Source organism: Natribaculum luteum (assembly GCF_023008545.1).
Classification (GTDB): domain Archaea; phylum Halobacteriota; class Halobacteria; order Halobacteriales; family Natrialbaceae; genus Natribaculum; species Natribaculum luteum.
Window position 1 is genome coordinate 1,038,753 of sequence record NZ_CP095397.1, and the last position, 20,759, is coordinate 1,059,511.

Here is a 20,759-nt window from a genome sequence, read left to right on the forward strand (position 1 = left end):
CAGCCAAGCAGAAAAAGCAGCGCTCTCGGAAACGAAAGTGAGTCTCTCGAGTCGTCGACCGGCGGCACGCCGGACGGTGCAGTCGCTGCCGGACGAGACGAACGGAGAGGACGTGGTCTTACGCGATCAGCTTCTCTTCGCCTTTCTCGACGACGATCCGACACGGCGGCGAGATCTTGTTGTAGGCGCGACGGAGCGCGTCCTTGGCGAAGTCGGCGTCGTCGACGTCACACCAGATCGTAAAGAGGCGTTCACCCTGCTGGATCCGTGCGGCGGTGCCGACGATCTTCCCGAACGCCTGGCGCATCCCGTCGGAAACACGGTCTGCACCCGCACCCGTCGCCTGCTTGTTCTCGCGGATGACGTGGTGGGGGAACTTCCGGAGGATCATCTTGTAGTTGCCCTCACCTGCGTTTTTCAGCATGTGGCGGTTCGCGGAGAGACGCGAGGCCTCGAGCGACCCGTGGCGGATCTGGCACTCCTCCTCGAGGACGAGGCTGATCTGGACGGGGTAGTCGTCGGAGTCGGCCCCGATGTCACCCATCTTGTGCTGTGCGATCTTCGAACCCGGGATCCCAGTGATGTACTCACGGCGCGTGTAGGCCGGTTTACTGATCTCCCGGTACATGGAGGCGGGTTTGTCGGCCATAGTTACTTACCCAAAGCGAAGCCTACCGCGCGGATAAAGCCTTCGAAGCGTCAGCGACGCCGACAGAGACGAGACACTGTTCGAGATCGAGACGTCTGGCCAATCCGATTCCGGCGCGTAACCACTCGCCGACGACCGACAACACGGATGCCGACAGAATCAGTTCGCGACGACGTAGCGGTCGCCGTCTTTCTCGACGAGAGCGTCCGAGGACAGCGAGTTCAGCACGCTCAGGATCGCGATCTTCTTCATCGTGAGCGCCTGGGCCAGATCATCGACCGTTGCGCCATCGGCAGCTTCGATGTAGAGGTACACGAGCTTCGCCTGTGGTGACTGCAGGTCGTCCGGGATTGGCTCGAGGTTCGTTGTGGTGAGTTGCTGTTCCATCATTGTATCTACACGAACTCCGCCCCTCAATATAAATCTATGCCCAAGTGCATGGATATGAGCTAGTCTATATTAGTTTGGTTATACAGATATAAGGAGGGTGCGAACTGACGGATTATCGATCCGAAAACGGGAGGGAGATCCGGTGTTCGGGGCACTTCCCGACCGGATTTGTCATTCCGACGTCTGCAGAGGGGCTACCACGTTCTCGCATATAATTCCACCGCGAGTGATATGTTATCAACTTCCGAAAGACGTACGGTATCAAATGTCGAGATCACGGGCCGACGTCGACGGAAGCCAAACGGCAATAGGAGGCCCGTACGGCAGCGTGTTTAAGGCGTTGCCACCACTACCTCGCAGCATGAAGAGTTTCAGGATCGGATCGCTGTTTGGCATCCCGATCAAGCTCGATCTGACGTTCCTGCTCGTTCTTCCACTGTTCGCGTACCTGATCGGTGCGCAGGTCGAGCCGATCACCGGCGTTCTCAACGACGTCTGGGATGCCGGAATCGCGACCGAGGCGCTGACCACCGGCGTGACGCCGTGGATACTTGGACTGGTCGCGGCGATCGGGCTGTTCGTCGGCGTCGTCCTCCACGAACTCGGCCACTCGCTGACCGCACAGCGCTATGGGTTTCCGATCGACTCGATCACACTCTGGCTGTTCGGCGGCATCGCCGCCCTCTCGGAAATGCCCGAGAACTGGCGACAGGAGCTCAACATCGCCATTGCCGGTCCCATCGTGAGCGTCCTCATCGGGATCGTCTCCTACAGCCTGTTTCTGCTGACCCCGTCCGTCCTCGGCGATGCCGCGTCGGCGGCGACGCTCAACGGCGCGCTGTTCGTCCTCGGCTACCTCGCCGTGTTGAACGTCGCACTCGCGATCTTCAACATGCTCCCTGCGTTCCCGATGGACGGCGGACGCGTCCTGCGAGCGCTGCTCGCCCGGAACCAGCCCTACGCGCAGGCGACCCAGCAGGCAGCGAACGTGGGCAAACTCTTCGCCCTGCTGATGGGGCTGTTCGGGCTGTTCGCGTTCAACATCATCCTCATCGGCATCGCCTTTTTCGTCTACATCGGCGCATCGAGCGAAGCCCAGCAGGTGACGATGAAAGCCGCGTTCGAGGGCGTCACCGTCAGCGACATCATGACGCGCTCTCGAGACCTGCACACCGTCAGCCCACAGACGAGCGTCGCCGACCTCGTCCGCCGGATGTTCAGCGAGCGCCACACGGGCTATCCCGTCCTCGAGAACGGCCACCTCGCCGGCCTCGTGACGCTCGACGACGCCCAGGAGATCGACCCCGTCGAACGGGACGCCTACACGGTCGACGACGTCATGACGACGGACCTGCAGACGATCGAGCCCGACGCGGACGCGATGACCGCCATCGAGCGCATGCAACAGGAGAACATCGGCCGCCTGCTCGTCGTCGACGACGGGAACCTGATCGGACTCATCACCCGGACGGACATCATGACCGCCATGGACATCATCAAGCAAAGCGGTGCGATCGACCCGCTCGAGCGAGGCCAGCCTGCAGACTGAGACTGAGACTGAGACTGAGACTGATCCTCGAGACTCTCACGTCGGTTTTACGACGTCTACCAGGTGATGAGACGACGGTTTCGAAGACGAATATAACGGATGCGAGTCAGCTCCGGGGTAACCGTGACCCGTCTTGCGTCGCCCCAGTAACCAGTCACAGCAACCATTATGACTCCTCCATGAAGTCGTCGGAAAAAGTCCAGGTGCGAGAATCGAACCGAAGGAAGACGGTCGCCTCGCTTCGCTCGGCGCTGCGACTTCCAGGGTTCGATTCTCTGAGGATTCCTGCGGCTCACGAATTTGTTCGCCGCAGGAAGTCCGGGTGCGAGAATCGAACCCGCGTCTCAGCCTCCACAAGGCTGAAGGATAACCACTACCCCAACCCGGACGCGCTTGCAACAGTACGTAGTCGACGAGTTCCTGAAATACGTTACGCTATCGGCGACGGCGTGTGAATCCCTACCGGGCACCCCTCACTCGAGTACGTGCCATCCGCGACGCTTTTCCCGACGGCACGAGTAGTTCCGCCAACGCGTGGCCATCACCGACAAGATCTACGTCAAAAACCACCGCCAGCTCAGCTCCCAGCTCGAGACCAACATCCCCAAGGGGGCGTTCAAGGGTGCAACCCTCGACATCCTCTTTCAGGGCGAGGGGCTCGAGAAGCTCGACGATGCCACCAGAGAGCGGGTGCTCGACTTCGCACAGGACTTTCTCGACTGTGACTGTGACAACAACCCCTACTGTGGCTGTCCGGAACGGAAGTTCATGCGGTACCTGCTCGAGTTGCGCGCCCAGGGGCTCGGTCCAGACGCCATCGTGGACGTGATGAGCGACGACTACATGGTCTATGCCTACCCCGGCGACGTGCTCTCGTTTCTCGACGACGCCGTCAGGACGCTCGAGGCGGCCGAAGGACTGGCAGGCGTGGAAGGCGACGGAGAAAAACGCGACGAGATCAGGCGGGCAAAGCGGGACCTCGAACGGTAGAGACTCGCGTCTCAGCGCAGCTGATAGGGTTCGTCGTCGAGATCGTCGAGAAACAGGACGTCTCGTTCTTCGGAATCCAGTCGTTCCCGGAGGTCGGCGACGTAGGCTTTGTGTTCTTCGAGCTGCTCGCGGAGGTGTTCGGCCTCGAGTTCGAGCCGTTCGTGTTCGCGGACGAAACTCTTGGGTACCTCGACGGTCGGCGGAAACGACGGCTCTTCGCTCTCTCGCTTGCGGTCCTCGAGTTCGGACTCGGGGACGACCGAGACCTGGCCGTCGTGTTCGACCAGCATGTCGACGTAATCCCGGAAGACCGCGGACAACGAGATGTCGCGCTCTTCGGCGATGTCCTGGAGCGCCTCGAACGCGTCCTCGCTCACCCGAAACGAGATCGTCTTGTTCTTGTTGCCCATGGTATCTGTATTCCGTACGGTGGCTACTTAATCGTTCGTCAGACTGACTGCTCTGCAGATGGGATATCCGTACGAACGCAGTCGAATTCACCGCCAGGTCTGCTCGATCGGTTGCGTCTCGCGATCGGAGCGATCACTCGAGACGACTCGGTCGATCGAAAACGGCAGGTGGTGGATGGTGGTGTGTCGTGTCGGTCGATCAGGGCGTCGCTTCCGTCTCCTCTAGGCTCTCGAGTGCCTGGATCACGTCGCGACGGTAGTTCTCGACGGGCGAGTCGTACCGTTCGCGGGCCATCTGGGCGTACTCGTTGCTGGATGCAGTCGAAGCTCCTTCGGGATCCGCCTGCTCGGCTTCCCACTCCTCGAACGCCTCGATCCGCTCGAGCGTTCGTTCGGCGGTCTCGACGACCCAGCGGTCGCGCGTCGCATCGTCGACGACGGCGATCGTCTCGGGACGGACCGAGACGTTGATCGTGCCGTCTTCGGGTTCGTAGGTCCGGGGTTTGCCGACGACGGCGACGTACGCCGGCGGTTCGGTCTCCCGAAGCACCGAGGCGGCTTCGGGCTGGTACTGGCCGGCGTAGACGAAGAACGTCCCCGTCGGATCGACGACGCGGCCGCGCCAGTACTCGCTCTCGTCGCCGACGTCTTCGGTTTCGGTGAGCGTCCCGACGACGAACACGCGGTTCGCACGGTCGCCGGTCGGCAACAGCGCGTAGTTAGGTGCGCGCTCGTCGTCGCTTTCTTTGAACGTATACGTCGAATCGTTGAACTCCGAGGCGAAGACGCGACGGGCGACTTCGCGGGTGAGTTGTGCCTGACTCATGTCACATCGACCTCGCTTTGATCAGCAGTTCTTCCCCGTCGACTGGCCCGTCGAGTTCCTCGACCTCGTCCGCCAGGACGTAGCGGCCGAACGTCGGGCCCTCGACACGGTAGTACGTTCCGAGGATCTTCTCGGCGATCTCGTCTGCGACGACGGTCGTATCCAGCGCGTCCATCGCCATCTCCTTGGCTTCCTCGAGGCTGATCCCGGTCAGCGCCTCGGTGGCCTCCTTGTCGAAGATGACCTCGTGTGCGTCGATGCCGTCGTCGACGACGCCTTTGATCCGGAGGTCGAACTCGCCTTCGACCTCGCCGTGTTCGCTACAGCGCCCGTTCTGGAGGACGCGAGTACAGCCCTCGTGGGGACAGCGTTTGATCAGGCCGCTCCCGCTTTGCATGTCGACGAGTGCGCCCTCGACCTCGCTCGTGTCGTTGCCGACCTCGAGGTCCTCGTCGAGTTCCTCGATCACCGTCGTCGAGTTGAGTTTGACCGAGTACCGGCCCTGGTACTCGTCGGTGACGACGTTGCGAAGCCGGTAGACGCCACCTTCCTCGAGCGTGGGCAGGTCCGATTTGGCCCACTTGGTGAACTTGATCGTGCCCGTGGGGTCGCCCAGCAGGCCGACCTGTGCGATAGAGTCGCTACGGGGTTCCCAGAGTTCGATCACCTTCGCGGTGAGGTCGATCCACTGTTCGGGTTCGTCCACGTCCTCGACGCTGGCCTCCTGGCTGGCGCTGCCGGCGAGGTCGTCGCGCTCTAAGCCCGCCTCGTCGAGGTAGTGGTTGGTGACGCTGCGTCGCGCCTCGTCGATCGGTACTTTGTACTCGTCGACGAGCGTCGTCAGTCGTCCTTCGACGTCCTCGACGTCGACGTCGAGGTGGTCCGAAAACTGCTCGTGTATGTCTTCCGCGTGCTGTCGTACGTCGCTCATACTGTCACGCCTCCTCCTGTGTCTCGATGGGAGGCATACCGCGTTTCGCTCCCGATCGTATTTAAACTGCCGGGACCGGAGTGAAAGTGAACGGCAAACGGCGACTACGGCGACTCGACGTCGACTTCGACGGCGTTCGGTTCGACCGCGTTCGCGGCGTAGCCGCCCTCGTTCCAGGGGAACTCGTCGTCCTCGAGCGCGTCCCGCCACGCGTCGGGGTTCGAGATTCGCATCGGCTGTCGCCGGCCCCGTTCGTCGGTCGCACGCGACGCGAGGACGTGCGTTCCCGGCGTCGCCTCCCAGTCGTAGCGAAACAGACGCCACGCGCCCGCGTAGTCGGGACCGAACAGCTCCGCAGCGTCCCAGGTGTCGCCGCCGTCGGTCGACACCTCGACCTGCGTGACGTCGTCGTCGCCGGCCCACGCCACGCCCGTAATCTCGACCGTCTCGTCGTCGGAAACGAAGACGGGCGACTCGCCGTCGGGCGCTCCGATGACGGACATCACGGTCTGATCGAACGTGTACGGGTGTTCCGGTTCGCCAGCCTCGAATTGGTCCCACGTGTCGACCGTCTCGACGGTCTCGTTCGACTCGGGTTCGACGTCGGCGGGGTGGAGCCGGTAGGCTTCCTGCTGCCAGTAGGCGTGTTCGCCGGGTCGATCGAGCGAGTTTTCGACGACCATCGTGTCCATGAGCCGCAGCTCATCGACCCACTTGACGCTGTTTACGCCGTACCACCCGGGGACGATCACTCGAACAGGGAACCCGTGTTCGGGCGGCAGCGGCTGGCCGTTCATCTCGTAGGCGAGGATGCAGTCGTCGACGGCCTTCGAGAGCGGGATCGACCGCGCGAAGACGTCCTCGCCGTCCGACGGATCGCCGCCGACGGCCGTGAGCCACGCGTCGTCGACTGCGCTATCTAGCTGGTCGCGCACCACGGATCTGATCGGCGTCCCCGTCCAGACGGCCGTTCCGGCGGCCTCGTAGCCCCACTGGACGCTCCCTGTCTCCGGGCGGTGCTGTCCGCGACCGTTGCCGGCACACTCCATCGTGTGTGCGACCGCGACCGTCGGGAACTCGTCTTTGAGTTCCGCCAGCGTGTACTCGCCCTCGAGTCCCCCGGCCAACGAGACGGTCCACGAGTCAGCCTCGGCGTCGGGGATGTCGTTGCGATGGCAGACGAAGTGTTCTTCGACGGGCGTCAGCCAGTTGGCGTAGGTCCGCCTGCTGGCCGCGCCGACGACGGTGTACTTGTCTTCCTCGTCTCGCGTCTCTCGGACGCCGCCCTTTCGCTCGAGGATCGCCTCGATCTCGTCGTGGCGGCTCGCTCGAGACTGGTCTGTGGCCATAGGTGGCATGCAACACGAAGAAAGAAAATCTTTCGCTACGAGAGGCGGTGGGGCCGTCGACCTCGTTCCCGCCAGTCTCAGCGGGGTACCGGCGACGGGACTATGTGGTCGCCCGTTCAACGGAACGATAATGGCGGATCGTCGTCGACTCGAGCGCTTTCTCCGTTCGAAACTTCGGGAGGCAGGCCAGCAGTACGAGGAGTTTCGCAGATCGTCCGACGGACAACTCGAGGAGGCCCGCGAGGCGTACCAGGTCGCCCGAAACGCCCGTGGGCTGCCGACCGACGACGCGGGGCGTGCGAAGATCGTCTGTCGCCGGTACGCCGAACGGCGGGCGGCGAAACTCGACGAGGAGTTCCGTCCGGCGTGTTACGAGGCGGGCCACCCCGACTGTGAGGGCTGCGTCGAGGACGTCCACGAGGGACGGATCGAGACGTGGTGACGGGCGGCCGCGAACTGTTTTCCCCGACCGGAGTGAATCGCTGGCATGGATCGGCCGATCGTCGCCTGCGTCCTCGCCGGCGGGACCGGAACGCGACTGTACCCCGCGAGTCGGAGCGACCGTCCGAAGCAGTTTCACGCTCTCGCGGGTGAGACATCCCTGCTCTCGCGGACGCTCGAGCGCGTCGGCTTCGCGGACGAGCGGTACGTGCTCACGCGTGAGGCGTTCGCCGACGACGTTCGCGAACTCGCGCCCGACGTGGGAGTGCTGGTCGAACCCGCACCGAGAGACACCGGCCCGGCGCTCGTCTACGCGGCGTGGCGACTCCGCGAGCAGGTCGACGACGCGGTCCTCGTCTGTCTGCCGAGCGACCACCACGTCGGCGACGACCTGGCGTTCACACGAGCGCTCGAGCGGGCGGCCCGGATCGCCGCCAACACCGGAGATCTGGTCACGCTCGGCGTCGCGCCGACGCGACCGGCGACGGGCTACGGCTACGTCGTCCCCGAGGACGACCCGACGGCAGACGGATACGCACCCGTCTCGCAATTTCGAGAGAAACCGGACCGCGAGACGGCCACGCGGTTGCTCGAGCGCGACGCCTACTGGAACGCCGGCATCTTCGCGTGGACGCCAGAGGCGCTGTTGCGGGAGGCCCGGCGTTCGCCACTGGAGCCGATGCTGTCGGCGCTCGAGGACGGCGACCTCGAGGCCGCGTTCGCCGCCGTCGACCCGGAGAGCGTCGACTACGCGATCATGGAGCGAACCGATCGGGCCGCCGTCACGCCGCTTTCGGTCGAGTGGGACGACCTCGGGACGTGGGATTCGATCGGCACGATACTCGAGGGAGGGGACGACGAGAACGTCCGCCTCGACGACGACGCGGTGCTGTCGGTCGACGCCACGGGCAACGTCGTCGCCGCTCCCGAGACGCACGTCTCGCTCGTCGGCGTCGAGGACCTGATCGTCGCCGCGTTCGACGACCGACTCCTCGTCGCGTCGCGGGACGACGCCGAGCGCGTCCGAGAGGTCGTCTCGCGCCTGCGCGAAGAAGGCGAGTTTTGACGCGGACGGAATCGGCGTGATTCCGATGGAGTCCGTCGACTGCAGTCGGAGCCGCGCTACCAGTCGTCCTCGTCGACGTACGGATAACTCCAGAGGGCCACCTGGAGCACGACCGACTTGAACCAGGCGTGGTACATCTTCTGGACGTCCTCGTCCGTGTGATCGCCGTTCTCGAGGAACTCGCGGATGGTCGCCGTGATCGGATAGATGAACCCGACGACGTACCGGAGGTGGATGTGAGAAACGGCGTCGGCGTCGTCGGCCTCGTTTTTCTTCGAGCGGTGGTGTCGCCGGCCGATCTCGAACTGGTAGGCGAGCCACTCGTCGTCGTAGGGCGTATCACACGTATCGAGGATCCACTGCTCGAAGCGGGCGCGGACCCGGTCGAGGTACTCCTCGTCCGGATTCCCCTCGCCGTCCGTGAAGTAGTACAGCAGGAAGTCGTGGTCGCCGACGAAGCCGTACCACAGATCCAGGATCTCGTCGGTCTGGTCCTCGAGGACGTCGCCGGCCATCCGCAGGTACTCCTCGTCTTCCTCGGTGAACATCACCGACTGCTTGAGTCGGTCGAACGCCTCCTCGTCGATCGGCGCCTCGGGGATCGATTCGTCGCCCAGCGCGTAGCCGGGTATCTCGTCGGTACTCATTGGATTTACCTCCGTCACTCGGACCACGCGTGATACCATAAACCACGGTGGCGGTCGCGTCTCGCGCCTCGAGTTAGCCGCGCATCAATCCACCGTCGATCGGAAACTCGACGCCGTTGACGTAACTCGCCCGCTCGCTCGAGAGGTAGGCGACGGCCTCACCCAGTTCCCCGGGGTCGCCGATGCGGTCCATCGGAACGTCACTCGCCATCGCCGCGAGCCCATCCTCGTAGTCGTCGTAGACGCCACGGTCGACGCGGGCCTCGATCAGTTCTTCGATCCGGGGCGTCTCGATCGTCCCCGGCAGAACGGCGTTGGCCCGGATTTCGGGGGCGAACTCCCGCGAGATCGTCTGGACGAGCCCGGTCACGCCTCGGCGAACCGCGTTCGAGAGCACCAGGCCGTCGGCGGCCTCCCTGACGGTCCGCGAGGCGATACAGACGATCGTCCCCGCCTCGGACCCGAGTAAGTGCGGGTGGGCGTTCTCGATCGTCCAGACGACACTCATCACCAGCAGATCGTAGGTCTCGTACCACTGGCGTTCCGTGGTCTCGAGGAACGTCGTACTCGGCGGGCCGCCGGCCGAGGTGACGAGGTGGTCCAGTCCGCCGAATTCCGCGACGGTCTCGTCGACGAGCGCCGCGACCTGGTCGGGGTCGGTGACGTCGGTCTGCCGGGCGACGACCCGACCCGACGCCATCCCCTCGAGGCGTTCCCGGGCGTCCTCGAGGCGATCGACGTCCCGACTGCAGATCGCGACGTCCGCACCCTCGCGTGCGAGGGCGGTCGCACTCGCCAGCCCGAGGCCGCTAGAACTCGCCGTCACCAGCGCTGCGTTTCCGTCGAGTCCCAGATCCATAGGGAACGGACGCCGTCGCGGTACATATCTCTCGGGGGCAGAACGCGACCCGCGAAGCCCCGAATGGCTACTCGGGCCGGCGCACGCGAACGAGTCCGTCCGTCGTGACGCCGACGACGAGGTCCGTGGTGACCTGTCGGCCGCTGATCGCGTTCCCGGCGGCGTCGCTGATGATCTTCATCAGGTCGGGCGCGGAGTGGCCCACCTTCACGCCCGCCTCGTCGCAGGCGTCGTACACCTGCTGTGGGACGTCGTAGAGGTCCGTCCCCTCGGAAACGTGAACTCGAACCGGTGCGCGCAACGCCTCCGCGAACGCCACCGTCTCCCGTGCCTTCGCGAGGTTGTCTCGAGCGCTTCCCTCGATCGACGAGACGTTCGCTCGCGAGGTGCCGAGCTGGTCGGCAATCTCGGCCTGCGAGACGCCCTGTTCGCGAAGCGCGAGTACCTGTGCCTGCCGTCTGGTCAGAACGCTGGTCTCCGGATCGAAGCCGATCCCCTCGAGCATCTCGTCGACGTCGTCGATCACGGCGACCGCCTCCGGCGTTCCACGGGTCGCGAGTCCATACGTACTCGTACGTGACGGCGAACCCAAAGCTTCCACGGTCGTCGTCGTCTGAGAGACGACTCGCCGGTTGTCAGCCGTGAGCAAGAAGACGATAGAAACCGATGGCAGCAGACAGCAGTCGACCCGGCCGGCAGACGGTGAGCAAGCTACGGAAAAAACTACCCACTCGAGGGCAGGTGATTACGAACCCCAGAAGTTCTCGCGGCTGCCGAGGCGTTCGCGGGGTGGTTTCTCGTCTTCGTCGGCGTCTCCGTCGGCGTTGGCGTCGGCGTCTGCGGGTTCGCCCTCCTCGGCGTCGTCAGGGTCCATGGGCAGGCGCTCGAGTTCCTCGGCGCGGGCGTGGTTGTTGTGGACCTGCGTGATCTCGACGCGGGCGCGGGCGTCGGGGAGAACGCCGTCGACCATCACGATGAATCCGTCTTCCGTCCGCCCGACGCCGGCGCCACTCTCGTGGATGTCTTCGACGTCGACGACGACCTCCTCGCCGGCTTTGACCGGCTGGGTTTTGAGGTCCTCGATCGGCTGGTTGTAGTGGTTACACCATTCTTTCCCGCCGCGGTCGCCGTAGTGTTGACACCCCATTCCGGAAATGCGTTCCGAGAAACTCGGACAGTCGTCCGCGAGTGGGCAGTCTGCCATAGACATTACTACCCGCGGCGTCGTTAAACCGCTTGCGTCTTGGAGCCGGTCAGTGCCAGTATACGGAGCGTTACGGCCGTCGCGAAAACAAACCGGTAACTCGGGAATCGCCGTTTCGAAAACGTTTACGGGGGGTGGGACCGCATTCGAAAATGATGAAGATTCTCGTTACGGTCAAGGAGGTCGCGACCGTCGAAGACGAGTTCGAGATCGACGGAACCGCGATCGACGAGCGGTTCCTCGGTGCCGACTTAAACGAGTGGGACGACTACGCCATCGAAGCCGCCGTCCGGCTCCAGGAAGACGGCATCGCCGACGAAGTCGTCACGGTCACGATCGGTCCCGAAGACGCCGAACAGACCATCCGCCAGGCACTCGCCAAAGGTGCCGACCGCGCCATCCGCGTCTGGGACGACGCCCTCGCCGACGTCGACCTGCTCGACGTCGGTGCGAAGACGGAAATCCTCCAGGCCGTCGTCGAGGAGGAGGACCCCGACCTCGTGCTCACGGGCGTCCAGTCCGGCGACGACAGTTTCGGCGCCACCGGCGTCTCCCTGGCCGACGCGATCGACACCCAGTGGGCCGCCGTCGTCAACAACCTCGAGGTCGACCCCGACGCCGGAACGGCCAGCGTCCGCCGCGAACTCGAGGGCGGCGTCGAGGAACTCACCGACCTCGACCTGCCGGCCGTGCTCACGATCCAGACCGGGATCAACGAGCCTCGCTACGCCAGCCTCCGGGGCATCCGCCAGGCACAGCGCAAACCCCTCGACCACCAGTCGCTCGCCGACCTCGGCGTCGACGACGGTGCCGTCGACGGCGACCTCGAGTTGACCGAGATGTACGAACCCGAGACCGAGACCGACGTCACCGTCTTCGAAGGCAGCGCCGAGGAGACCGCCGGCGATCTCGCTGACCTGCTTCGCGAGAAGGGGGTGGAAGCATGAGCGACGTCCTCGCGATCGCCGACCACCGCCGCGGCGAACTGCGCGACGTCAGCTACGAACTGCTCTCGGCCGGCCGCGACCTCGCCGACGAGACCGGCGGCGACCTCCACGTCGCCGTCATCAGCGGCCCCGTCGACGAGTACGCCCAGAAACTCGACCGCGAGGGCGTCGACGCCGTCCACACCGTCGACTACGGCGAGGAGTTCAACCACGACGTCTACACCCAGACGATCTCCCAGCTGTACGACGCGCTCGCCCCGCAGTACGTGCTCGCACCGAACAGCGTCAACGGTCTCGACTACGCCCCCGCCGTCGCCAACCGCCTCGACCTCCCGCTCGTCACCGACGTCGTCGACCTCGCGGTCGACAGCGACACCCTCGTCGCCACCCGCGAGATGTACGGCGGCAAAGTCGAGACGACGACCGAAGTCGCCGCCGACGCCGCCGTCGTCACGATCCGCAGCGGCGAGTGGCCCGCCGCCGAGGGAACCGGCGACACCACCGTCGAGTCCTTCGACGTCGAAATCGACGAGGACGCAGTCGGCTCGACCGTCACCGGCTTCGAAGAAGTCGCCGGCGGCGACGTCGACATCACCGACGCCGACGTCCTCGTCAGCGTCGGCCGCGGCATCGACGAAGAGGAGAACCTCGAGTTGATCTTCGACCTCGCGGAGGCGATGGACGCGACGGTCTCCTCCTCGCGCCCGATCGTCGACAACGGCTGGCTCCCGCCGAACCGCCAGGTCGGCCAGTCCGGGAAAGTCGTCACGCCCGACGTCTACGTCGCGATCGGCATCTCCGGGGCGGTCCAGCACGTCGCCGGGATGAAAGGCTCCGAGACGATCGTCGCGATCAACACCGACCCCAACGCGCCGATCATGGACATCGCCGACTACGCCATCCACGACGACCTCTTCGACGTCGTCCCCGCGCTCACCGAGGAGTTCCAGTAGCCGACTGACGGTCAGCGCCGGGCGTCGCTGGCAACCGTCACCTACTTTTTCACCCCATCCTAAGCCGCCGGTAATGGAACTTCTGGAGCGCCGTCAGGCGCTAATCGAGGAGCGTCTCGTCGACGTAATCGACGACGTCGAACCCGAGATGCTCAGGGAGGAAGTTCGCCACGTCGCCCTCTCGGGTGGGAAACGGGTGCGACCGACGATCACGGTGCTCGCCTGCGAAACTGTCGGTGGAGACGCCGAGGATGCAGTCGACTTCGGCGTCGGGATCGAACTCGTCCACAGTGCGTCGCTGGTCGTCGACGACATCATCGACCGATCGGAGCTCCGACGGGGGACGACCAGCGCCTGGACCGAATACGGCCACGGTCCCGCGATCGTCACGAGCGACGGACTGCTCGGCGAAGCGTTCGCGCTCTTCTCGGCAGATCCGAGGGCCACGCAGGTCGTCGCCGAGGCGATGGTCGAACTCGGCATCGGCGAGGCTACCGAACTCACGGCCCAGCCGACCACCGAAGACGAGTACATGACCCTCGCCCGACGGAAGACTGGTGCCCTGTTTCGTGCCGCGGCCGAACTGGGTGCCATCGCCGCCGACTCCGACGGGTTCACCGTCGAGGCGCTCGGCAACTACGCCGAACGCGTCGGCGTCGCGTTCCAGATCCGCGACGACGTCCTCGACGCGGTCGCCGACCCCGAAGACCTCGGGAAGCCGACCGGCCACGACGCCGAGATGGACCGCCCCTCGCTCGTCCAGATCACCGACCTCTCACCGGAGGCGGCGAACGAACGCGCCAGAACCGAAGCCGACCGCGCGATCGACGCGCTCGAGACGGTCGACGCCGTGGACGCGGCGGCTCGAAACTATCTGCTCGAACTCGCCGAGTTCGTCGTCGAGCGAGAGCGTTAGGCCCCTTCCGCCTGGCGTGTGCCGTCCGACAGCCGCGATTCGGCGACGGCAAAAGCGAGCGTACTCGCGATTCCCAGCAGCGTCCCGCCCGTCAGTGCCGTCGCGAGGTAGGCGATCGAGACCTCGTCGAGGAAGAACGCGCTCACCGCGTGGAGCACGATCGCCATCGCGACGACGTAGAAGGGAGCGTTGAGGTAGCGCCACTCGAGTGTGCCCGCGATGTACTCGTCGGTGATCTGACCGAGACTCGTCGTGATGCCGGCAGCCGCGAACCACTGGATCGAGCCGTAGACGAGCGCCGCGAGGATCGTCGGCGCGCCGACGGGGCCGTTCGCCGACGCCTCGAACTGCTCGAGTGCGTTCATCCCGCTTACGCCACCGAGTGCGAGCAACGCGGCGGCGACGACGTACGCGATGAGCGTCATTCGGCCGGCGTACAGCGACCGGCGGGCGCGTTCGACGGCCGCGTCGAGTCGCTCGCCGAGGCCCAGGCCTCTCGAGATGAGATAGAGACCGAGCAACGCAGAGGTCGTCCCGAGGACCAGCCCCGGGAAGTCGACCAGCGTCCCGACCAGCGCGAGCGGATAGATGAGCAAGACGATGCCAAGCGGGATGAGGATCGTCCCTCGCGTCTCGGGGTCGTCGAGCACCTGTTTGATCGTGTAGTACATCGACTCCAAGTTCTGGGCCTGGCGAACGACGACGCGCCGGACGCCGTCGATCGGGACGCGAGAGCGAATAACGGGAATGACGGACTCGTCCTGTGCGCCGTCGGTGACGACGAGGGCGGTGACGTCCTCGCTGGTCGAGATGTTCGCGAGGACGGTGTCGACCTCGTCGCCGACCTCGCGGTTCGCGCTGACGTCGCCTTCCTCGTTGCCGGTGACGACGGCGACCTCGACGCTCTCGTCTCTCGCCGCGAGGTCATCGTAGACGTGCAACCCCTGGAAGATGACGTTGACGTCGCTGTCTTCGGGGTCGGCAGTCGCCAGCGCGACGGCGGCTTCCTCGACGGGGTCGCGACCGATGACCGGCGTCGAAAATCCGGTCTTGCGCCCGAGGTCGTCGTCGAGGTCGACACACAGGACCAACAGCATCGCCCGGAGTTTGTACGGCGCGGTATTTCCATCTTCTGGGGACGACGAAATACTGTCACGATCGCCGTCGACGACGGCACGGCTGTGACGACGACTCGAGGAACGCGATCGGTTCCGTACGCCTTTTGAGCCTCGGCCGGATACTACGGGTACCGAATGATCTCCAAGGGCTGCGAGCAGTGCGCGAAAGGTGGCAAGATGGTGCTGTTCGTCTACGGGTACTGCGACCAGCGCGACTGCTTTTACTGCCCGCTCGGCGAGAACCGCAAGAACGTCACCGACGTCTACGCGAACGAACGCCTCGTCGAAGACGACGAGGACGTTATCGAGGAGGCCCACAGGATGGACGCACTCGGCACCTCGATCACGGGTGGCGAACCCCAGGAGGCCTTAGACCGGACCTGTCACTACCTCTCTCTGCTCAAAGACGAGTTCGGCGAGGATCACCACACCCACCTCTACACTGGCATCACCGGCGGTCGCGAGAACATGCGCCGCCTTTCTGAGGCCGGCCTCGACGAGATCCGCTTTCACCCGCCACTCGAGCAGTGGGGTGACCTCCACGGCACCGAGTGGGAGGAGATTCTCTACGTCGCCCGCGAGGAGGGACTGACGCCGGCGTTCGAGATCCCGGGGATCCGTCCCGAACCGGAGTTCCTCGAGTTCTTAGACGAGGGTGCAGCCGAATTCTGTAACGTAAACGAGTTCGAGATGTCCCAGGGGAACTACCGGCGGATGCAGGAAGCGGGATTCGAACTCAAGGAGGGCCACATGAGCGCCGTCGAGGGCTCCCGCGAGGAGATCCTCGAGGTGATGGGCGATCATCCGAAGGTGTACTTCTGTACCTCCGTGTTCAAGGACGCCGCCCAGCACCGCCGTCGGCTCAAGCGCATGGCCCGGATCGTTCGCCGAGAGTTCGACGACGTCACCGACGACGGGACCCTCGTCTACGGAAAGACCTACGCCAACCCTGCCCGCTTCGAGGAACTCGGCGTCCCCGAGGAGTTCTACACCGTGAAATCGAACCACGTCGAGGTGGCGTGGTGGCTCCTGGAAGAGATGATCGAGGAGGGCGACCTCGAGGACGGCGAGATCGTCGAACAGTACCCGACGTACGACGGACAGGTCGTCGAACGAACGCCGCTGGCGTGACTGCGAGCGAACCGGGTGCGTGAGTGGCTTTTTTCGTCGGACGTCCGCTCTCGTGACGATGACGACAGAGGAAGGGACACACGGCTACGGAATCTGTCGTGAGAAAAAATAGGACGGAGGCCACGATTTGGACCCGAACGGGAGCCGTGTTCCACAGCCCGTCGGTCCGGAACATCCGCAGTTTCCGGATCTCGCTTCTACGAGATCCGTTACTGAGCCGTCTCCGACTCACCGTAGTGGGCTGTTTCGGTCTCCACTGAGGCGTTCACCTCGGTCCCCTTTTACGGGGAGTTCGGTTTGTACCTCGTCTTCGAGTCGACGTTCCGTGAAGGTGTTCGACTCGAAGCGTTCGGTCGATCCTCGTGGCTTCCGTCCTCTGTATCTATGTAGTATGGTACCATGCAGCATAAAATTTTCGTTCGAACGGCCCACCACCGAATGGCCGTCGTGGACAGTCCGGAGAAGTGAGACACCCGACCGAAACGAGAGCGACTGGCGACTGCGAGTACGTTCTACCGCGGTGTCATAACGATGGCTGTGAGTCGGTACCGTCGCAACCGCGAACCGCCTTGCGGTTGCGTCGGCAGCCAGTCACAGCCACCAGTATCACTCGACCTCGGTCAGATCGACTTCCGGCAGCGTGATCAGGTTCTCCCGGCCGATCCGGAGTTTCCTGATCTCTCCGTCGTCGTCCATCTTCGAGAGCAGCTGTGAGACCTTGGCGTTCGACCAGCCGGTCTCTTTGACGATCGACGCCTGCTTCATCCGACCGCCGTTTTTCCGGAGCAGCCGGTGGACGCGTTCTTCGTCGCTCAGGAGTTCGACGTCGACGTCGTCGTCTTCGTCGTCGAGGCCGTCGTACTCGGTTACGACTGGCGCGTCGGACGCGGGTGGAGCGGCGGCCGATGCGTCATCCATCGCGGCAGGAGACGACCGCTCGTCGGTCAGGTGGTCGGGAACGTAGCGGTCGACCGCCGAGCCGTCGGCAGCGTGGTATCGCATCGCGAGCAGGTACCCACCGAGTCCGACGAGCGCGAGGAGGGCGACGAACGCGATCACGACGAGAATCATCGAGCCGAGAGAGAGGTCGGGCAGGATACTGTCGGTTCCGCTCGGTCCCGGCCCCGCACCCTGAAAGAGCGTCACCTCGAGTTCGCCGTCCTCGAACTGGTGTGGCCCGCTCCAGACGAGCGCGCCGTCTTCCGTGCCGACAGGCGGGTCCTCGAACCCGTAGTTCGGCGGCGGTTCGACGACGAGCCGCTGCCCGCTGCTTAACTTGGGAAGCCAGGTTCCGTCGGCGGTTCGGAAGGCGTCGCCGAGGTAGAGGCGAGTCCCGTCGACGGCAGCGAAGTTCGACCAGGTAAACGAGTACGAGATGACGCCGATATCGCCGGCATCGGGACCGTCATCCGCCGGTTCGACGCGGGGGTCGTCCCAGCTGGCGTTCTCGATGCTCATATCCCGATCCGTAGACTGCTCGGAGAGCCGCTGGAACCGTTCGAACGTCGACGCATCGTAACCGACCTCGCGCTCGCCGGACGCGACCGCGTCGGCGTATGCTTCGAACGCCTCGACGTCGGCGTCGGTCTCGAGGAGGTACCGGCTCTCGATCGTCCAGCGCGCGTCGCCGTCGGCGGTGACGTTGATCCGGATCACCTGCTGTGGATCGGCAGGATCGAGCGGCTGGATTTCGGTTGCCACGGTCGACGTCTGTAGCGGGGACCGCTCTGAACCCGTCGCGGCAGACGGGGTCGCAGCCACCACTCCCAGAGAGGACGTGACGAGGAGGACGGTGAGGGCGACAGTGATGGCCGTGGATGACCGCATGCGTATCAACGCGTGGTTTCCGCGGGGAAAAAACACTTTCCATCCGAAAATAAAATGTTACCAGCGTCTTTGAACGGTCTGAGGGCACGTCAGCACCGCAACGGAGTCCGTAAAACGTGCCGACTGGTTTTTATACTTGTAGTTCACAGTATCGAGAAGATGAAGGACGCGGTCGCTCCCCTCCTCGCGTTGCTTCTCGCAGTGTCGCTGCCGGTCGGAGCCGTCGCTGCAACCGGTCCGATCGACGGCGGCGTCGCGGCATCGACCAAACCGATCGAGACCAACGAGACGACAAACCGGCTGGCACTCGAGAGCGACGTCCAGAGCGGCTACGCCGAGACTGGCCCGGACCTCGCGACGACGCTCGCGATCCAGGACGACGCGATGCGAGTCGACCGTGAACTGTTCGTGGTCGACGAGAACTTCGCCGCGCAAACGAACGACGAGCGACGCGAGACGCTCGAGGCGGCGTACGACCGGCTCCGACAGCGGATCGACGCACTCGAGCAGCGAGAGCGTACCGCGGTGCGACGCCACACTCGCGGTGAGATTTCGGACGGGGAGTTCGTGACCGTGCTGTTGCGCAATTACCGGGAGGCGACCGAACTCGAGGACGCCCTCACCGAGCTAGAAGACCGCGCGACTCGCGTGCCGGGGTACTCGATCTCGATCGACTCCGATCGGGGTCGACTCGGGACCTACCAGAGTCCCGTTCGCGCTCAACTCGACGCGACCACGGACGGCGGGGTGGAGACGATCGACGGTGCCGTTCTCGTCGACACGTCCCAGGACGGGTTCATCCTCTCGGCGATGCACGGTCGCGTCTACCTCCGCGAAGCGACACGGTTCGACAACCGCGACGTGACCAGACCGAACCAGTTCCAGAGTATTTCCGACGCGTTCGAACACGCCGAGAGCCAGTACCCGTGGGCGTTCGACCAGCCGCCCGGCGTCGGCTCGAGGGGTGCCACGGAGTTTACCGCGGCACAACTGTATCGAATTCGGGCACCGACGGTCCACGGCGACCTCGAGGCGTACCTCGACGGCGGGAGCAAGGAAGTCTACCGCGAGTTCCAGGAGTTGACGATCGACGAGTTACCCTCGACGCCGGAAAACCGGACGTGGACGAGCGACTCGCTCGCGCTGTCGGTCAACCGAACGCCGGTGAACGGCCCGGTCGAGATTACCGTCGTCGACCGAGAGACGGGCGAACCGGTCGATGGAACGGTCACCGTCAACGGATACGACGTCGGTCGGACGGGTGAGGACGGAACGGTGTGGATTCTCCCGCCAGCAGATGACTTCGACGTCGCGGTTCGATCGGCAGACGGGAACATGGACGTGAGTATCTCGAGTTCCTACCCCAGCGTTTAAGTACGAACGCCCGGCCAGACAGGCCATGCCGACCGCTGGATCGTCGAGCGAGCGTCGAGCCGTCAGTCCCGTCGTCGGCGTCGTTCTGTTACTCGCGATCACGATCGTACTGGCCGGCGTCGTCGCCGCGAGCGTCGGAGCGTGGTCGCTCGGCTCGCCCGGTCCGCAGGCCACGTTCGACCTGGCCGTCGACGCAGACCGAGGAGAGGTGTGCGTCGAACACGTCGGCGGGGACGCGATCGACGTTGACGACCTCTCGGTGACGGTCACGATAAACGGTGAGTCGCTTTCGAATCAGCCGCCGGTCCCGTTCGTCGGTGCTACCGGATTCCGCGACGCGCCGGGTGGTCCGTTCAACGCGGCAGCGGATTCGCAGTGGACGCCGGGAGAACGTGCGACGTTTCGGATCGCGAGAACGAACACGCCGACAGTCGACGAGGGCGACGAGGTCGTCGTCAGGCTCTCGGTCGACGGACAGCGAGTTGTGAGCCTCGAGACGAGAGCGACCTAGTTCTCGGGCGCGCGAGCGACGGTCGTGATGGCGACGTCAGGTTCGTAGGACGGGCCCTGAAACATGTGTTTTACGTCCTCGAATCCGGCGGTCTTGAACATGCGGTCGGCCTCGTACTCGTCGTAAAAGAGCATTATCGCGTCGGCGAGTTTCTGCGTGATCGTGTGGTCGGGATAGTTCGGCCCGACGACGAGAACCTGCCCACCGGGTTTCGACACGCGGCGGAACTCCCGGAGCGTGCGGACGGGATCGGGCCAGTACTCGATCGACCCCGACGACCAGACGACGTCGAACGTGTTCGTGGCGAACGGGAGCCGTTCGGCGTCACCGACGTGGAAGTGGACGGGCCCTCGCTTCCCGAACTTCTCGTAGGCTTTCTCGAGTTGGTGTTCACTCTGGTCCAGGGCGTACACCTCGTCGACGTGCTCGAGGAGTCCCTCGGTGGCGAATCCGGTGCCACAGCCGACGTCGAGGACCATCGCGTCGTCCGGAAACTCGAGCAGTGAGAGTGCCTCGGCACGCATCTCCTCGTTCCAGATGAACGGGTTGATCTGGTCGTACACCTTCGAGAGGTACTTGTAGAACACCCGAGCGCGGGCCTTGTTCTCGAGGATACCCATTGGCCGTGACTTTCGTGGCGACTGCAATAGGTCTGCTGTTCTCGCTCGAGC

23 protein-coding genes and 1 tRNA gene are annotated in these 20,759 nt (G+C 64.5%); 10 read left to right on the forward strand and 14 right to left on the reverse strand.

The features are described 5' to 3' along the window. Nucleotides 1-118: 118 nt before the first annotated feature. A complete protein-coding gene (locus tag MU558_RS05360; RefSeq protein ID WP_246972614.1) occupies nucleotides 119-649 on the reverse strand; it encodes a 50S ribosomal protein L16 in 531 nt (176 codons plus the stop codon). A 159-nt stretch (nucleotides 650-808) separates the two neighbouring features. Further along, nucleotides 809-1,039, reverse strand: coding sequence for a MarR family transcriptional regulator (locus MU558_RS05365; RefSeq protein WP_246972615.1), 231 nt, complete (start codon nucleotides 1,037-1,039; stop codon nucleotides 809-811). Between the two features lie 361 nt (nucleotides 1,040-1,400). Here MU558_RS05365 and MU558_RS05370 point away from each other — a divergent pair, with 361 nt between their 5' ends. Continuing rightward, nucleotides 1,401-2,588 (forward strand): CBS domain-containing protein, encoded by a 1,188-nt coding sequence (locus MU558_RS05370; protein WP_246972616.1) that lies wholly within the window; start codon nucleotides 1,401-1,403, stop codon nucleotides 2,586-2,588. A gap of 316 nt (nucleotides 2,589-2,904) precedes the next feature. Here the strand turns inward: MU558_RS05370 and MU558_RS05375 are convergent. Continuing rightward, nucleotides 2,905-2,976, reverse strand: a tRNA-His gene (locus MU558_RS05375). Between the two features lie 146 nt (nucleotides 2,977-3,122). Between MU558_RS05375 and MU558_RS05380 the strand changes: the two genes are divergently transcribed. Then, nucleotides 3,123-3,578: a DUF5814 domain-containing protein gene (locus MU558_RS05380; RefSeq protein ID WP_246972618.1), complete on the forward strand. Its 456-nt coding sequence runs from the start codon at nucleotides 3,123-3,125 to the stop codon at nucleotides 3,576-3,578. An 11-nt stretch (nucleotides 3,579-3,589) separates the two neighbouring features. On the opposite strand, the gene MU558_RS05385 is transcribed toward MU558_RS05380, so the two are convergent. From MU558_RS05385 to MU558_RS05400, 4 genes are all read right to left on the reverse strand, one after another. Further along, nucleotides 3,590-3,988 carry a DUF8146 domain-containing protein gene (locus MU558_RS05385; RefSeq protein ID WP_246972620.1) on the reverse strand — a complete coding sequence of 133 codons (399 nt, stop codon included), beginning with the start codon at nucleotides 3,986-3,988 and terminating at the stop codon, nucleotides 3,590-3,592. Between the two features lie 199 nt (nucleotides 3,989-4,187). Beyond that, nucleotides 4,188-4,814 (reverse strand): RPA family protein, encoded by a 627-nt coding sequence (locus MU558_RS05390; RefSeq protein WP_246972621.1) that lies wholly within the window; start codon nucleotides 4,812-4,814, stop codon nucleotides 4,188-4,190. A 1-nt stretch (nucleotide 4,815) separates the two neighbouring features. Then, nucleotides 4,816-5,745 carry a replication factor A gene (locus tag MU558_RS05395; protein ID WP_246972623.1) on the reverse strand — a complete coding sequence of 310 codons (930 nt, stop codon included), beginning with the start codon at nucleotides 5,743-5,745 and terminating at the stop codon, nucleotides 4,816-4,818. Nucleotides 5,746-5,849: 104 nt separating this feature from the next. Then, a complete protein-coding gene (locus MU558_RS05400; protein ID WP_246972626.1) occupies nucleotides 5,850-7,094 on the reverse strand; it encodes a sulfite oxidase in 1,245 nt (414 codons plus the stop codon). 130 nt (nucleotides 7,095-7,224) lie between these two features. Here MU558_RS05400 and MU558_RS05405 point away from each other — a divergent pair, with 130 nt between their 5' ends. Beyond that, entirely contained in the window at nucleotides 7,225-7,536 is a 312-nt protein-coding gene (locus MU558_RS05405) for a DUF7091 family protein (protein WP_246972629.1), read from the forward strand. A 45-nt stretch (nucleotides 7,537-7,581) separates the two neighbouring features. Continuing rightward, on the forward strand, nucleotides 7,582-8,601 hold the full coding sequence (locus MU558_RS05410) for a mannose-1-phosphate guanylyltransferase (RefSeq protein ID WP_246972631.1): 1,020 nt from the start codon (nucleotides 7,582-7,584) through the stop codon (nucleotides 8,599-8,601). A 56-nt stretch (nucleotides 8,602-8,657) separates the two neighbouring features. On the opposite strand, the gene MU558_RS05415 is transcribed toward MU558_RS05410, so the two are convergent. The 4 genes from MU558_RS05415 to MU558_RS05430 form a co-directional block, all read right to left on the reverse strand. Next, nucleotides 8,658-9,248, reverse strand: coding sequence for a protoglobin domain-containing protein (locus tag MU558_RS05415; protein WP_246972633.1), 591 nt, complete (start codon nucleotides 9,246-9,248; stop codon nucleotides 8,658-8,660). Between the two features lie 73 nt (nucleotides 9,249-9,321). Then, the gene (locus MU558_RS05420; RefSeq protein WP_246972634.1) at nucleotides 9,322-10,107 is read right to left on the reverse strand and encodes an SDR family oxidoreductase; all 786 of its coding nucleotides are present in this window, start codon (nucleotides 10,105-10,107) and stop codon (nucleotides 9,322-9,324) included. 67 nt (nucleotides 10,108-10,174) lie between these two features. Then, complete coding sequence (locus tag MU558_RS05425; RefSeq protein ID WP_246972637.1) at nucleotides 10,175-10,633, reverse strand: Tfx family DNA-binding protein; 459 nt, start codon at nucleotides 10,631-10,633, stop codon at nucleotides 10,175-10,177. 219 nt (nucleotides 10,634-10,852) lie between these two features. Then, nucleotides 10,853-11,311: a TRAM domain-containing protein gene (locus MU558_RS05430; RefSeq protein WP_246972640.1), complete on the reverse strand. Its 459-nt coding sequence runs from the start codon at nucleotides 11,309-11,311 to the stop codon at nucleotides 10,853-10,855. Nucleotides 11,312-11,466: 155 nt separating this feature from the next. Between MU558_RS05430 and MU558_RS05435 the strand changes: the two genes are divergently transcribed. From MU558_RS05435 to MU558_RS05445, 3 genes are all read left to right on the forward strand, one after another. After that, entirely contained in the window at nucleotides 11,467-12,258 is a 792-nt protein-coding gene (locus tag MU558_RS05435; RefSeq protein ID WP_246972643.1) for an electron transfer flavoprotein subunit beta/FixA family protein, read from the forward strand. Then, complete coding sequence (locus MU558_RS05440; RefSeq protein WP_246972647.1) at nucleotides 12,255-13,211, forward strand: electron transfer flavoprotein subunit alpha/FixB family protein; 957 nt, start codon at nucleotides 12,255-12,257, stop codon at nucleotides 13,209-13,211. The genes MU558_RS05435 and MU558_RS05440 overlap by 4 nt, the downstream gene beginning before the upstream one ends. Nucleotides 13,212-13,284: 73 nt before the next feature. After that, nucleotides 13,285-14,127 carry a polyprenyl synthetase family protein gene (locus MU558_RS05445; protein WP_246972649.1) on the forward strand — a complete coding sequence of 281 codons (843 nt, stop codon included), beginning with the start codon at nucleotides 13,285-13,287 and terminating at the stop codon, nucleotides 14,125-14,127. Here MU558_RS05445 and MU558_RS05450 read toward each other — a convergent pair. Next, complete coding sequence (locus MU558_RS05450; RefSeq protein WP_246972652.1) at nucleotides 14,124-15,224, reverse strand: DUF373 family protein; 1,101 nt, start codon at nucleotides 15,222-15,224, stop codon at nucleotides 14,124-14,126. The two genes, MU558_RS05445 and MU558_RS05450, sit on opposite strands and share 4 nt — an antisense overlap. Before the next feature lie 156 nt (nucleotides 15,225-15,380). Between MU558_RS05450 and MU558_RS05455 the strand changes: the two genes are divergently transcribed. Further along, entirely contained in the window at nucleotides 15,381-16,376 is a 996-nt protein-coding gene (locus MU558_RS05455) for a radical SAM protein (protein ID WP_246972656.1), read from the forward strand. Between the two features lie 606 nt (nucleotides 16,377-16,982). Here MU558_RS05455 and MU558_RS05460 read toward each other — a convergent pair. Beyond that, the gene (locus MU558_RS05460) at nucleotides 16,983-18,203 is read right to left on the reverse strand and encodes a helix-turn-helix transcriptional regulator (RefSeq protein ID WP_246972658.1); all 1,221 of its coding nucleotides are present in this window, start codon (nucleotides 18,201-18,203) and stop codon (nucleotides 16,983-16,985) included. A gap of 159 nt (nucleotides 18,204-18,362) precedes the next feature. Here MU558_RS05460 and MU558_RS05465 point away from each other — a divergent pair, with 159 nt between their 5' ends. Both MU558_RS05465 and MU558_RS05470 read left to right on the forward strand, forming a co-directional pair. Beyond that, complete coding sequence (locus tag MU558_RS05465) at nucleotides 18,363-19,577, forward strand: DUF7096 domain-containing protein (protein WP_246972660.1); 1,215 nt, start codon at nucleotides 18,363-18,365, stop codon at nucleotides 19,575-19,577. Nucleotides 19,578-19,602: 25 nt separating this feature from the next. Further along, nucleotides 19,603-20,088, forward strand: a complete 486-nt coding sequence (locus tag MU558_RS05470) for a type IV pilin domain-containing protein (RefSeq protein ID WP_246972662.1) — start codon at nucleotides 19,603-19,605, stop codon at nucleotides 20,086-20,088. Here the strand turns inward: MU558_RS05470 and MU558_RS05475 are convergent. Continuing rightward, nucleotides 20,085-20,708, reverse strand: coding sequence for a methyltransferase domain-containing protein (locus tag MU558_RS05475; RefSeq protein WP_246972664.1), 624 nt, complete (start codon nucleotides 20,706-20,708; stop codon nucleotides 20,085-20,087). The genes MU558_RS05470 and MU558_RS05475 overlap by 4 nt on opposite strands. Nucleotides 20,709-20,759: the final 51 nt, after the last annotated feature.

Coding starts and splice junctions, on each gene's coding strand:
- MU558_RS05360 (WP_246972614.1), bottom strand. CDS start 649: ATGGCCGACAAACCCGCCTCCATGTACCGGGAGATCAGTAAACCGGCC.
- MU558_RS05365 (WP_246972615.1), bottom strand. CDS start 1,039: ATGATGGAACAGCAACTCACCACAACGAACCTCGAGCCAATCCCGGAC.
- MU558_RS05370 (WP_246972616.1), top strand. CDS start 1,401: ATGAAGAGTTTCAGGATCGGATCGCTGTTTGGCATCCCGATCAAGCTC.
- MU558_RS05385 (WP_246972620.1), bottom strand. CDS start 3,988: ATGGGCAACAAGAACAAGACGATCTCGTTTCGGGTGAGCGAGGACGCG.
- MU558_RS05390 (WP_246972621.1), bottom strand. CDS start 4,814: ATGAGTCAGGCACAACTCACCCGCGAAGTCGCCCGTCGCGTCTTCGCC.
- MU558_RS05395 (WP_246972623.1), bottom strand. CDS start 5,745: ATGAGCGACGTACGACAGCACGCGGAAGACATACACGAGCAGTTTTCG.
- MU558_RS05400 (WP_246972626.1), bottom strand. CDS start 7,094: ATGGCCACAGACCAGTCTCGAGCGAGCCGCCACGACGAGATCGAGGCG.
- MU558_RS05405 (WP_246972629.1), top strand. CDS start 7,225: ATGGCGGATCGTCGTCGACTCGAGCGCTTTCTCCGTTCGAAACTTCGG.
- MU558_RS05410 (WP_246972631.1), top strand. CDS start 7,582: ATGGATCGGCCGATCGTCGCCTGCGTCCTCGCCGGCGGGACCGGAACG.
- MU558_RS05415 (WP_246972633.1), bottom strand. CDS start 9,248: ATGAGTACCGACGAGATACCCGGCTACGCGCTGGGCGACGAATCGATC.
- MU558_RS05420 (WP_246972634.1), bottom strand. CDS start 10,107: ATGGATCTGGGACTCGACGGAAACGCAGCGCTGGTGACGGCGAGTTCT.
- MU558_RS05430 (WP_246972640.1), bottom strand. CDS start 11,311: ATGGCAGACTGCCCACTCGCGGACGACTGTCCGAGTTTCTCGGAACGC.
- MU558_RS05435 (WP_246972643.1), top strand. CDS start 11,467: ATGAAGATTCTCGTTACGGTCAAGGAGGTCGCGACCGTCGAAGACGAG.
- MU558_RS05440 (WP_246972647.1), top strand. CDS start 12,255: ATGAGCGACGTCCTCGCGATCGCCGACCACCGCCGCGGCGAACTGCGC.
- MU558_RS05445 (WP_246972649.1), top strand. CDS start 13,285: ATGGAACTTCTGGAGCGCCGTCAGGCGCTAATCGAGGAGCGTCTCGTC.
- MU558_RS05450 (WP_246972652.1), bottom strand. CDS start 15,224: ATGCTGTTGGTCCTGTGTGTCGACCTCGACGACGACCTCGGGCGCAAG.
- MU558_RS05455 (WP_246972656.1), top strand. CDS start 15,381: ATGATCTCCAAGGGCTGCGAGCAGTGCGCGAAAGGTGGCAAGATGGTG.
- MU558_RS05460 (WP_246972658.1), bottom strand. CDS start 18,203: ATGCGGTCATCCACGGCCATCACTGTCGCCCTCACCGTCCTCCTCGTC.
- MU558_RS05465 (WP_246972660.1), top strand. CDS start 18,363: ATGAAGGACGCGGTCGCTCCCCTCCTCGCGTTGCTTCTCGCAGTGTCG.
- MU558_RS05470 (WP_246972662.1), top strand. CDS start 19,603: ATGCCGACCGCTGGATCGTCGAGCGAGCGTCGAGCCGTCAGTCCCGTC.
- MU558_RS05475 (WP_246972664.1), bottom strand. CDS start 20,708: ATGGGTATCCTCGAGAACAAGGCCCGCGCTCGGGTGTTCTACAAGTAC.